Raw genomic sequence first — 13,888 nt, forward strand, 5'->3', positions numbered from 1 at the left:
GAGTGAGCAGGGTGGTTGCAGGAACCGCGAAGATCGACGCCGACCGGTCCGCCGTGCGGGCCCAGGACGCCGTGGCAGTCATCGGCATGTCGTGCCGACTGCCGCAGGCCGACGATCCGCAGGCCTTCTGGCAGCTCCTGCGCGAAGGCCGGGACGCGGTCGCGCCGGCCCCCGGGCACCGCTGGGGGCCGGCCGGCGACGGGCGGCCCATGCCCGCGGCACTGCTCGACCGGGTGGACGGGTTCGACGCCGCGTTCTTCGGGATCTCCCCCCGCGAGGCCGTCGAGACGGACCCGCAGCAGCGGCTGGTCCTCGAACTCGGCTGGGAACTCCTGGAGAACGCCGGCGTCCTCCCCGAGCGGCTCCGGGACTCCCGCACCGGCGTCTTCGTCGGCGCGATCTGGGACGACTACGCGCACCTGCTCGGCCGGCGCGGCCCGGACGGCGCCACCGGCCACACCGTCACCGGCACCCACCGCAGCATCATCGCCAACCGGTTGTCCTACGTCCTCGGCCTGCACGGCCCCAGCCTCGCCGTGGACGCGGGCCAGTCGTCGTCCCTGGTTGCCGTCCACCTCGCCTGCGAGAGCCTGCGGGCGGGCGAGTCCGAACTCGCGATCGCGGGCGGGGTGAACCTCGACCTGCTGGCCGAGACCACCGAAACCTCCGCGAAGTTCGGCGCGCTCTCGCCGTCCGGACGCTGCCACACCTTCGACGCCGACGCCGACGGGTACGTGCGCGGCGAGGGCGCCGGCCTGGTGCTGCTCAAGCCGCTGCGGCTGGCCGTGCGCGACGGCGACCGCATCCAGTGCGTCATCCTCGGCAGTGCCGTCACCAACGACGGCCGCACCGACGGCCTCACCGTGCCCAGCGCCGAGTACCAGGCCGAGGCGGTACGGCGGGCGCAGGCCGCGGCCGGCCTCCGGCCCGCCGACGTCCAGTACGTCGAACTGCACGGCACCGGCACCCGGGTCGGCGACCCGGTCGAGGCCGCCGCGCTCGGCATGGTCTTCGCCGCCGACCGGTCGGCCGGCTCCCGGCTGCGAGTGGGCTCCGTCAAGACCAACATCGGACATCTGGAAGCGGCCGCCGGCATCGCCGGGCTGATCAAGACCGCACTCAGCCTGGGCCACCGCGAACTCCCCGCCAGCCTGCACTTCCGGACCCCCAACCCCGACATCCCGCTCGACGAGCTCCGGTTGCAGGTGCAGACCCGGCACGAGCCCTGGCCCCGCCCCGAGGAGCGACTGGTGGCCGGCGTCAGCTCCTTCGGCATGGGCGGCACCAACTGCCACCTCGTCCTCGCCGAGCACCGGAAACCGGAGCCGGAGCCGCAACCGGAGCCGGACGCCGCCGCGCCGTCGGCCGACCGGACCGTCCCCTGGGTGCTGTCCGGGCGGACGCGGGCCGCCCTGCAGGGGCAGGCGCGGCGGCTGCTGGACCGGCTGTCGGACGGGTCGCACGACACGCCCGCCGAGCTCGGACTGTCGCTGGCCACCACCCGGACCGCTTTCGGACACCGCGCGGCCGTCGTCGGCCGGGACCGCGGCGCCCTGGTGGACGGGCTGACCGCGCTCGCCGAGGGCCGCCCCGTCGGCGAGGTGCTGACCGGCAGCGCCGAACCGGGCGGCGCGCTGGCCCTGGTGTTCTCCGGCCAGGGCGCCCAGCGGGCCGGCATGGGCCGCGAACTGTACGAGGCCTTCGGCGAGTTCAGGAATTCCGTGGACGAACTGTGTGCGGAGTTCGACGGTCTGCTGGAGCATCCGCTGCGGACCGTGATGTTCGCCGACCAGGGCACCCCGGACGCCGCCCTGCTGGACCGGACCGCGTACACCCAGCCCGCCCTGTTCACCTTCGAGGTGTCACTGTTCCGTCTGCTCGAATCGCTCGGCATCCACCCCGACTACCTGATCGGCCACTCGATCGGCGAACTGGCCGCCGCCCACGTCGCCGGGGTGCTGTCCCGGCCCGACGCCTGCCGGCTGGTGGCCGGACGCGGCGCGCTGATGCAGGCACTGCCCGAGGGCGGCGCGATGGCCGCCGTCGAGGCCACCGAGGACGAAGTGCGGGACGTCCTCGCCGCGCACGGCGGCGACGCCGGGATCGCCGCCGTCAACGCTCCCGGTTCCACCGTCGTCTCCGGCCCCGAGGCGGCCGTGCTCGCGGTGGCGGCCGTGTTCGGGGAGCGCGGACGACGAACCCGCAGGCTCCAGGTCAGCCACGCCTTCCACTCCCGGCTGATGGAGCCGGCGCTCGACGACCTGCGCGCACTCGCCGCGGGACTGGACTTCTCGGCTCCCGCCGTGCCCGTCGTCTCCAACCTCAGCGGGACGCTCGCCTCGCCCGAGCAGCTGGCCTCCGCCGACTACTGGGCCGAGCACGTCCGCGCGACGGTCAGGTTCGGAGACGGCATCCGGACCCTGCACGAACTGGGCGTCACCCGCTTCCTCGAGATCGGCCCGGACGCGGCGCTGGTCCACATGATCCGGCAGAACCTTCCCGCGGATGCCACCCCCGGCCCGCTCGCGGTGGCCGCGCAGCGTCGGGACCGGTCGGAGGAGGACACCTTCGTCCGCTCGCTCGCACAGCTCCACCTCGCGGGGGTGGACCTCGACTGGTCCGCCTTCTTCGCCCCGAGCGGGGCCCGCACCGTCCCGCTGCCGACCTACGCCTTCCAGCGACAGAGCTTCTGGCCCGAACCCGTCGGACCGGGCCGCCCGGCGGTCGCACCGCGCGGCGCGACCGCCGAGGCGGACCTGGATGCCGGCGCCGTACCCGCCGTAGCTCCCGTACCCGCCGTTCCCGCCGTTCCCGCCGGGCCGGACCGGACCGGGGCGCTGTCCGCCCTGGTCCGCGCCGAGGTCGCCGCCGTCCTCGGACACACCTCGGCCGGGGACGTCGACGGCTCGGCGGTCTTCCGCGACCTCGGCCTGGACTCGATGATGTCGGTCGACCTGTGCGCGCGGCTCTCGCTCGCCACCGGCCTCGACCTGCCGACCACCCTGCTGTACGACTGCCCGAGCCCGCTCGCGCTGGGCCGGCACCTGGCGGAGCGGCTCGCCGGCGACACGCCGGACGACACGCGACCGACCGGCCCGCTGGTGGCCGTCGACGAGCCGGTGGCGATCGTCGGCATGGCCTGCCGCTACCCGGGCGGGGTGGCCTCGCCGGAGGACCTGTGGCGGCTGGTCGCCGACGGCGTCGACGCGATCGGCGGCTTCCCCGACAACCGCGGCTGGGACCTCGACACGCTCTTCGACGCCGACCCGGACCGGCCCGGACGCTCCTACGTCGACGTCGGGGGCTTCCTGCTCGACGCGGACCGCTTCGACCCCGGCTTCTTCGGGATCAGCCCCCGGGAGGCCACCGCGATGGACCCCCAGCAGCGGCTGCTGCTGGAGACCTCCTGGGAAGCGCTGGAACGGGCCGGCGTCGACCCGTCCGGTCTGCGCGGAAGCAGCACCGGGGTGTTCGTCGGCGCCGTCGCCCCCGAGTACGGGCCGCGCCTGCACCAGGCGGCCCAGGGCTACGACGGCTACCTGCTGACCGGCAGCACCTCCAGCGTCGCCTCCGGGCGGGTGTCGTACGCCCTGGGCCTGCACGGGCCGGCGATCACCGTGGACACCGCCTGCTCGTCCTCGCTGGTGGCACTGCACATGGCGGCCCAGTCGCTGCTGCGCGGCGAGTGCGAGACGGCGCTGGCCGGCGGCGCCGCGGTGATGAGCTCGCCGGGCATGTTCGTCGAGTTCAGCCGCCAGCGCGGACTGGCACCCGACGGTCGGGCCAAGGCCTTCGCCGAGGCCGCGGACGGTACCGCCTGGGCCGAGGGCGTGGGCATGCTGGTGCTGATGCGCCGGTCCGAGGCCGAGCGCCGCGGCCTGCGCGTGCTCGCGGTGATCCGCGGTTCGGCGGTCAACCAGGACGGCGCCAGCAACGGCCTGTCCGCGCCCAGCGGACCGGCCCAGGAACGGGTGGTCCGGCAGGCGCTGGCCGTCGCCGGACTGACCGGCGCGGACGTCGACGCGGTGGAGGCACACGGTACCGGTACCACCCTCGGCGACCCGATCGAGGCACGGGCGCTGCTGGCCACCTACGGCCTGCGCCGCGACCCGGCGAAGCCGTTGTGGCTGGGCTCCCTCAAGTCCAACATCGGCCATGCCCAGGCGGCCGCCGGCGTCGGCGGCGTGATCAAGATGGTGATGAGCCTCCACCACGGCCTGCTGCCGCGGACCTTGCACGTGGACAGTCCGACCTCGCACGTCGACTGGAGCAGCGGAGCCGTCAGCCTGCTCCAGGACGCCGTTCCGTGGGAACGCGGCGAGCGGGTGCGCCGGGCCGCCGTGTCCTCGTTCGGCATCAGCGGCACCAACGCCCACCTGATCCTCGAAGAGGGCCCAGCAGTCCCCACCGCCGCCGTCCCCACCGCCGCCGTCCCCGACGGAGCAGGCCCCGGCCTGCCGTGGCTGCTGACCGCCCGTGACGACTCGGCGCTCCGCGGCGTCGCCGACCGGCTGGCCACGGTCCTCGCCGCCGAGGACGGCCCGCTCGACGTGGCGGGCATCGGTCGCACCCTGGCCGCCGGACGTGCCCGCTTCGAACACCGCGCGGTCGTCACCGCGACCGGTCGCGAGGAGGCCCTGCGGGCGCTGCGCGCGCTCGCGGCCGACGGTTCCGACGACCTGCTGGTGCGCGGCTACGCCGCACAGGACGTCCGTCCGGTGCTGGTGTTCCCGGGTCAGGGGTCGCAGTGGGTGGGGATGGCGACGGAGTTGTTGGGGTCGTCGGCGGTGTTCGCGGAGCGGATGGCGCAGTGCGGTTCGGCGCTGGGTGAGTTCGTGGACTGGTCGTTGGAGGGGGTGTTGGAGGGGGTGCCGGGGGCGCCTTCGTTGGAGCGGGTCGATGTGGTGCAGCCGGTGTTGTTCGCGGTGATGGTGTCGTTGGCCGAGTTGTGGCGGTCGTTCGGGGTGGAGCCGGCGGCGGTGGTGGGGCATTCGCAGGGGGAGATCGCGGCGGCGTGTGTGGCGGGTGCGTTGTCGTTGCGGGACGCGGCGCGGGTGGTGGCGTTGCGGAGCAAGGCGTTGCTGCGGTTGGCCGGTACCGGCGGCATGGTCTCCGTCGCGTCGGCCGCCGAGGACGTGGAGCAGCGGCTCGCCGCCTGGTCCGGCCGCCTGTCCGTGGCAGCGGCCAACGGGCCCCGTTCGACGGTCGTCTCCGGCGACCCGGACGCCCTGGGTGAACTCCTCGCCCACTGCGAGGAGTCCGGCGTCCGCGCCCGTCGGATCCCGGTGGACTACGCCTCGCACTCCGCGCACGTCGAGGCGCTGGAGGCGGAACTCGCCGAACTGCTGGCGCCGATCGCACCGCGCCCGCACTCCGCCGTGCCGTTCCACTCCACGCTCACCGGCGCACTCGTCGAGGACACCACGCAGCTCGACGCCGGCTACTGGTACCGCAACCTGCGCAACCCCGTCCGCTTCGAACAGGTCGTCCGCGGTCTGATCGAGCAGGGCCACACCCTGTTCGTGGAGGCCAGCCCGCACCCGGTGCTCACCGTCGGCATCGAGGAGACCCTCGACGGCATGGGCGTCCACGGCGCCGCCGTCGGATCGCTGCGCAGGCAGCAGGGCGGCCGTCCGCAGTTCCTCGACTCGCTCGCCCGCGCGATCGCCGGCGGCGCGTCGCCGGACCGGGCCAGGCTGTTCCCCGGCGACGCCGCCACCGCCGAACTGCCCACCTATCCCTTCCGGCGGGAAAGCTACTGGCTCGCCGAACCCGCCGGCACCGCCGGCGGCGCGACCGGGCTCGGCCTGCAACCGGACGACCACCCGCTGCTCGGCGCGACGACCACCCTGGCCGACAACGAACAGCTGGTCTTCACCGGGCGGCTCTCGCAGCGCGGCCTCCCCTGGCTGGCCGACCACCGGGTCGGCGACACCGTGCTGCTGCCCGGCACGGCATTCGTCGAACTGGCCCTGCACGCCGGGCACCGCGTGGGCCACCGGACTCTGGAGGAACTGACCCTCGAAGCACCGCTCGTCCTCGCCGAGGCCGGCGCGGTGCGCCTGCAGGTCTCGCTCGCCGCCTCGGACGACACCGGACGACGAGCGGTCACCGTCTCCTCCCGGCCGGAGGACGCCGACACGCCGCAGGAGCAGTGGACCCGGCACGCCACCGGAACCCTGGTCCGCGGCGCGGCCACGCCCTCCGCGCTGCCGCAGCAGTGGCCGCCGGCCGGAGCGGACCAGCTGGACGTCGCGGACCTCTACCCGCGCCTGGCCGACCAGGGGTACCACTACGGGCCGCTGTTCCAGGGCGTGACCCGCGCCTGGACGGACGGCGACGCCACCTACGCCGAGATCAGCCTTCCCGAGGACCAGCGGGCGGCGGCCGATGCGTACGGCCTGCACCCCGCGCTGCTGGACGCCGCCCTGCACCTGCTCGTCCTCGACCCCGCTGCCGCCGCCACCAGGCTGCCGTTCTCCTGGTCGGGCGTCCGGCTGCACGCGGTCGCCGCGACCGACCTGCGGGTCCGGCTGACCCGGCGCGCGGACGGCACCGCCTCGATCGAGGCCGCCGACGCGAGCGGCGCGCCGGTCGCCTCCGTCGACGGGCTGACGCTGCGTGAGATGACCTCGCCCGCCGGCCGTACCGCGTCGAGCCCGGTGCTGGAAGTCGCCTGGGTCCCGCTGCGGACCGTGTCCGCGGCTCCGCCCGCGCCCGGCGAATGGGCTGTCGTCGGCCCCGGCGCGCTGGACACCGAGGGCCTGCCCGTCGCCCATCACGCCGACCTGGGCGCCCTCCTCGACGCGCTCGGCCCGGACGCCACCCCGCCCGCGGTCGTCCTGACCGCCTTCGAGCTCCCGGCCGGCGAGGACGCCGGCGAACTGGCCCTGGCGACCGTCGAGTCCGCCCTTGCGTTTGTGCGGGGGTGGTTGGTGGAGGAGCGGTTGGTGGGTGTGCGGTTGGTGGTGGTGACGGGGGGTTCGGTGGGGCCTGGTGGGGTGTCGGGGGCGGGTGGTTTGGCGGGTGCGGGTGTGTGGGGTTTGTTGCGGAGTGTGCAGTCGGAGCATCCGGGTCGGTTGGTGTTGGTGGATGCGGGGGTTGGTGCGGGTGGGGTCGGTGGGTGGTTGTCGGGGGTGTTGGCGTCGGGTGAGGCGCAGGTGGTGGTCGGTGCCGGTGGGGTGGTGGTGCCGCGGTTGGTGCGGGTGTCGGGTGGTGGGGGTGGTGGGGGGTCGTCGTCGTTCGGTGGTGGGACGGTTCTGGTGACGGGGGCGGGTGGTGCGCTGGGTGGTGTGGTGGCGCGTCGTCTGGTGGTTGGTCATGGGGTGCGGCGGTTGTTGTTGGTGTCGCGTCGTGGTGGGGGTGATGCGGGGTTGGAGGTGTTGGCGGGGGAGTTGCGGGGTTTGGGTGCGGTGGTCGAGGTGGCGGCGTGCGATGTGGCGGATCTGGGGGCGTTGGCGGGGTTGGTGGGTGGTTTGCCGGTGGAGTTCCCGTTGACGGGTGTGGTGCATGCGGCGGGTGTGCTGGACGACGCGACGGTGGAGAACTTGTCGGTGGGGGCGTTGGGGCGGGTGTTGCGTCCGAAGGTGCTGGGTGCGTGGAATCTGCATCTGGTGGCGGGGGATGTGGCGGCTTTCGTGGTGTTCTCGTCGGTGGCGGGGGTGTTGGGGACTGCGGGGCAGGCGAATTACGCGGCTGCGAATGTGTTCGTGGACGCGTTGGTGGCGTGGCGTCGTGGTGCGGGTTTGTCGGGTGTGTCGTTGGCGTGGGGTCTGTGGGAGCGGGCCGGTGGGATGACGGGGCATTTGGGGGAGGTGGATCGGGCGCGGATGGCGCGGGCGGGTATCGCGCCGATGTCGGACGAGACCGGACTGGCCCTCTTCGACACCGCGCTCACCCTCGACCACCCCAACCCGGTGCTCGCCGAACTGAGCACGGCTGTCCTCGACTCGCGCGCCGGCGGCGGTGGTTCCGCGCTCTCGCCGATGTTCGCCGAGCTGGTTCGGCCGGTGCTGCGACGCGCTTCGAGCGCCGCTGTCGCCACCGGCGCCGGCGCCGGCGCCGGCGCCGGTTCCGCACTCGCGGGTCGGTTGGCGGGTCTGTCGGTGGAGGAGCAGGAGGGGTTGCTGCTGGACGTGGTGGTGGCCCAGGTGGCGTTGGTGCTGGGGCATGTGGACGGTTCGCGGGTGGACGCGGGTCGGGCGTTCAAGGATCTGGGTTTCGATTCGTTGACCGCGGTGGAGTTGCGGAACCGTTTGCAGGCGGTGGTGGGGGTGCGGTTGCCGGCGACGGTGGTGTTCGACCGTCCGAGTCCGGTGGCGTTGGCGGCGTGGTTGCGGGAGGAGGTGCTGGGGGTGTCCTCGGCGGCGCCGGTGCCGGTGCCGGTGCGGGTGCCGGTGGTGTCGTCGGTGGAGGAGCCGGTGGCGATCGTGGGGATGGCGTGCCGGTTCCCGGGTGGGGTGGTGTCGCCGGAGGACCTGTGGCGGTTGGTGGTGGAGGGGGGTGATGCGATCGGTGGGTTCCCGGAGGATCGTGGGTGGGATCTGGAGGGGTTGTTCGATCCGGATCCGGAGGTGCGGGGGAAGTCGTACACGCGGCGGGGTGGGTTCCTGTACGACGCGGCGGACTTCGACGCGGAGTTCTTCGAGATCAGTCCGCGGGAGGCGTTGGCGACGGATCCGCAGCAGCGGTTGCTGCTGGAGCTGGCGTGGGAGGTGGTGGAGCGGGCCGGGATCGATCCGGTGACGTTGCGGGAGTCGCAGACCGGTGTGTTCGCCGGTGTGATGTACAACGACTACAGCTCACGCCTCCAGCAGACCCCTGACGGCATGGAGGGGTACCTGGCGATAGGCAACTCGTCGAGTGTCGCGTCGGGTCGGGTCGCCTATCAGCTGGGTCTCCAGGGGCCGGCCGTCACCGTGGACACCGCCTGCTCGTCCTCGCTGGTGGCCCTGCACCTGGCGGCCCAGTCGCTGCGGCGCGGTGAGTGCGACCTCGCCCTGGCCGGCGGAGTGACCCTGATGTCGACTCCGTCGATGTTCGTGGAGTTCAGTCGGCAGCGGGGGTTGGCGGTCGACGGGCGGTGCAAGCCGTTCGCGCGGGCGGCGGACGGGACGGGGTGGAGCGAGGGTGCGGGGCTGCTGTTGGTGGAGCGTCTGTCGGACGCGCGGCGCAACGGTCACCGGGTGCTGGCGGTGGTGCGTGGTTCGGCGGTCAACCAGGACGGTGCGAGCAACGGGTTGACGGCGCCGAACGGTCCGGCGCAGCAGCGGGTGATCGCGGCGGCGCTGGCCGACGCGCGGCTCGTGCCGGGGGACGTGGACGTGGTGGAGGCGCACGGTACGGGTACGCGGCTGGGGGACCCGATCGAGGCGCAGGCGTTGATCGAGGCGTACGGGCGGGGCCGGGAGGCGGATCGTCCGTTGTGGTTGGGCTCGGTGAAGTCGAACATCGGGCACACCCAGGCCGCGGCGGGTGTGGCCGGTGTGATCAAGATGGTGAAGGCGATGGAGCACGGTGTGCTGCCCGCCTCGTTGCACGTGGACGCGCCGAGCGAGCACGTGCAGTGGGAGGGCGGTGGTGTCGAACTGCTCGTCGGTCGGGAACGGTGGCCGGAGGTGGAGCGGCCGCGGCGTGCGGGGGTCTCCGCGTTCGGGATCAGCGGTACCAACGCGCACGTCGTGCTCGAACAGCCGCCGTCCCGGCCGTCCTCCCCGGCGGTCGATGTGGTGGCGGGTCCGGTTCCGTGGGTGCTGTCGGCCCGTTCCGAGGCGGCGCTGCGCGAACAGGCCGTCAACCTCGCCCGGAGCGTCCGCGGGGTCGAGGGCGTCGATCCGGGCGCCGTCGCCCGGGCCCTGGCCACCACCCGCACCCACTGGAACCACCGCGCGGCGGTCGTCGCTCGTGACCTGGACGGCTATCTCGTGGGCCTGGACGAACTGGCGGAGGGCGGCACGACTCCCGACGTGGTCGGCGCCGTCGCCGGCTCCGGGGCGGTGGCGTTCATGTTCACCGGTCAGGGCAGCCAACGTGCCGGCATGGGAAGGGAGTTGTACCGGTCCCAGCCGGTCTTCGCGGCCGCCGTCGACGAGTTGTTCGCCGAACTCGACCGGCACCTGGAACGCCCGCTGGCCGACGTGGTGTTCGCCGATCCGGGGAGTGCGGAGGCGGCACTGCTCGACGGCACCGCGTACACCCAGCCGGCGCTGTTCGCCCTCGAGGTGGCCCTGTTCCGGCTGCTCGAACACTGGGGCGTGCGTCCCGCTCTGCTGCTCGGGCACTCGGTCGGTGAGATCGCGGCCGCGCACGTGTCCGGCGTGCTGGGGCTGCCGGACGCGGCGAAGCTGGTCACGGCCCGGGGCCGGCTGATGCAGGCGCTTCCGCCGGGCGGGGCGATGCTCGCCGTCGAGGCGGACGAGGAGCAGGTGCGGGCGCTGATCGAGCGCCACGGGTCCGCGGTGGACCTGGCCGCGGTGAACGGCCCGACGTCGGTGGTGATCGCCGGGGACGAGGACGCCGTCGCCGAACTGGCTCGCGAACTCGCCACGGCGGGGCGCAGGACGAAGCGCCTGGCGGTCAGCCACGCCTTTCACTCCGCGCACATGGACGACATGCTGGCGGAGTTCCGCGTCGTCGCGGAGGGCCTCGACTACCGGCCCGCGACCGTCCCGGTGATCTCCGCACTGACGGGCCGGCCGGCCGGTGACGAGGAACTGGGGTCGGCCGAGTACTGGGTGCGCCATGCCCGCGGCACGGTGCGCTTCGCCGACGCGGTGCGCCGGGCTCAGGAAGCGGGCGCCGAAGTGCTGCTGGAACTCGGTCCGGGAGCGGTCCTGACGCCGATGGCCCTGGACAGCTGGCCCGCCGGGGCCGAGCGGCCCGTCGCGGTGCCGGTGCTGCGCGCCGACCGGCCGGAGGACCTGAGCGCGGCCGTCGCGCTGGCCCGGCTGCACGTGCACGGGGCCGAGGTCGACTGGCCGGCGCTGCTCGACTCCACCGGCGGCTCGGGGAAGCACCTCGGGACCGGTGCGTTCGCGGTGCCGAGCTACCCCTTCCAGCGGCGGCGCTACTGGCTGGAGCCCACCCCGGCAGTTGGGCAGGTCTCGGCCGCAGGTCTGGGAGAGGTGCTCCACCCGCTCCTGGGCGCGGTGGTGGACGACCCCGAGTCGGAGGCGCTGAGCCTGACCGGCCGGGTGGCGGAGGCCACCCACCCGTGGCTGGTCGAGCACACGATCGCCGGAGCGGTACTGCTGCCCGGCACGGCGATCCTCGACCTGCTGCTGCACACCGCGGGCCGGGTCGGCGCGGACGAGGTGCGGGAACTGCTGTTGGAGTCCCCGGTCGTGTTGCCCGCGGGCAGGGGGCTCCAGCTCCGGCTGGTCGTCGGCGCGCCGGGGGACGACGGGGACCGGTCGGCCGCCCTGTACGCCCGGCCCGAGGACGATGCCTCGTCCACGGGGTGGACGAGGCACGCCACGGCGCGGCTGAGCCCGGGCACGGCCGGAACGCCCGGGCAGGATCCGGCGGACCACCACGGGCCGTGGCCGCCCGCCGGGGCCACCGCCCTGTCCGTCGAGACGTTCTACCCGGACCTCGCGGCCCTCGGGCTCGGCTACGGCCCGCTGTTCCGGGGACTGCGCGCCGCCTGGCGCGAGGGCGGCACCGTACTGGTGGAGGCCGAACTGCCGGAGGGCGCCGACCCGGACGGCTTCGTGCTCCACCCGGCGCTGCTCGACTCCGCACTGCACGGATTCCTGCTGCTGCGGGACGACCCGGCGCCGGTGCTGCCGTTCGCCTGGAGCGGCGTGCGGGTGGCGGGGACGGGCGCCACGGCGCTGCGGGCCCGCATCACCGAGCTCGCGGCGGACCGCGTGCGCGTCGAGGCCTGGGACCGGGACGGGCGGTTCCTCGCCCGGATCGACTCGTTGGCCTGCCGTCCCCTGCCCACCGGGGTCCTCGGTGGCGAACGAGGCGGCCTGTACGCGACGGAATGGGTCGAGGCGGCCCTGCCGGCCGCGCCGGCCGGCCTGCGGTGGGCGCTGCTGGGCGGCGAGGACCCGGAGACGGAGGCGGTCGGCCTGCCGGCCGGAGCGGGACGTCACCCGGACGTCGCCGCGCTCGCCGCCGCGGACGGCGACGCACCGGAGGTGGTGGTGGCCCCCTGCCCGGCCTTCGCCCCGTCGACGGCGCGATCCGCGGAGAGGGTGCGCACGGAAACCGCGGGCTTCCTCGCCGTGCTGCAGTCCTGGCTGGCGGAGGAGCGGCTGTCCGGCAGCCGCCTGGTCGTGCTCACCCGCGGCGACGGGCCGGCCGACGCGGCGGTGCGTGGACTCGTGCGGGCCGCGCAGCGCGAACACCCCGGTCGGTTCGGGCTGGTGGAGACCGACGGGCGGAGCACCGTCGAGCTGCTGCTCGCCGCCTGTGCCGGGGACGAGCCCGAGGTGGCCCTGCGGGACGGTGCGGCGCGTGTCCCGCGCCTGGCCCCGGTGTCCGTCGACGCCGAGGCGACGGCCCCGGTGCTGGACCCCGACGGCACCGTGCTGATCACCGGCGCCACCGGCGCGCTCGGCCGCCAGGTTGCCCGTCACCTGGTCCGGAGGCATGGTGTGAGCCACCTGCTGCTGGTCAGCCGCGGCGGCGCCGATGCCGAGCTGGCGGCCGAACTGGCCGCGGACGGCGCGGCCGTGACCTTCGCGGCCTGCGACGTCGCGGACCGTGCCGCACTGGCGGCCGTCCTGCGGGACGTTCCGGCGGCGCACCCGCTCACCGGGGTGTTCCACGCCGCCGGCGTGGTCGCGGACGGAGTGCTGCGGTCGTTGACCGCCGCGGACCTGGACGCCGTGCTGCGGCCCAAGAGCGACGCGGCGCTGCACCTGGACGAGCTGACCCGGGGCACGGCGCTCGGCGCGTTCGTGCTGTTCTCCTCCATCGCCGGGGTGCTCGGCTCGGCCGGGCAGGCGAACTACGCCGCCGCCAACGCGATGTTGGACGCGCTGGCCGATCAGCGCCGCGACCTGGGCCTGCCCGCTGCCTCCCTGGCCTGGGGCAGCTGGGAGGCCGAGGGGCCCGGCCGCGGCATGACCGGGGCGCTCGGCGGCGCGCAGTGGGCGCGGCTGCGCCGCACCGGTGTGGTCCCGCTGACCGCCGAGGACGGGCTCGCCCTGCTCGACCTGAGTCTGACGTCGCGTCGGTCCGCGCTGGTGGCCGCCCGGTTCGACCTGCGCGCGCTGCGCGAGCAGGAGGCGGCGGGTACCGTTCCGGCGGTGCTGCGCGGCCTCCTCCCGGCCCGCCCCCGGCCGGGGACGGGCCGCGCGGTGACCGCCGGAAGCACGCAGGGTGACCGGTTGCGGAGCCGGCTGGACGCGCTGGCCGGACCGGAACGCGGACAGCTGCTGCTCGACACGGTGCGCCGGCGGGCCGCCGCGGCGCTCGGCCACCTCGACGAGGACGCCGTCCCGCCCGGCCGCGGCTTCCTCGACCTGGGCTTCAACTCGCTCACCGCGGTCGAGTTCCGCAACGACCTGGAGCGGCTCACCGGTCTGCGGCTGAGCACGACCGTGATGTTCGACCACCCCACCCCGGACGCCCTGGCCCGGTACCTGCTGGAACTGACCGGGTCCACGGATCCGGCGCCGGCCGCCTCGCCGGCGTTCACCGGACTGGAGGAGCTCGCCAGGACCCTGACGGAACTCGATGACGCGGCCCGGGCCGGCGCGCTCGTCCAGCTGAGGGACCTGCTGCAGGCACTCGACCGGCCCGCGGCCGGACCCGGGGACGAGGACGGCTTCGAGGACGTCAGCGACGACGAGATCTTCGACTTCATCGACCGCGAGCTCGGGGCCTCCTGATGGGCCACCGAAGGCTGTCTCCGCAGACCCCGAGAGGACGG

Annotated in this window: 1 protein-coding gene; it reads left to right on the forward strand. The window is 74.5% G+C overall.

Annotation, left to right across the window (positions count from 1 at the left end):
- Positions 1–11 precede the first annotated feature (11 nt).
- The gene (locus ACZ6EM_RS08040; RefSeq protein ID WP_465772020.1) at positions 12–13,847 is read left to right on the forward strand and encodes a type I polyketide synthase; all 13,836 of its coding nucleotides are present in this window, start codon (positions 12–14) and stop codon (positions 13,845–13,847) included.
- Positions 13,848–13,888 lie beyond the last annotated feature (41 nt).

The organism is Kitasatospora sp. NPDC041917, assembly GCF_055589745.1.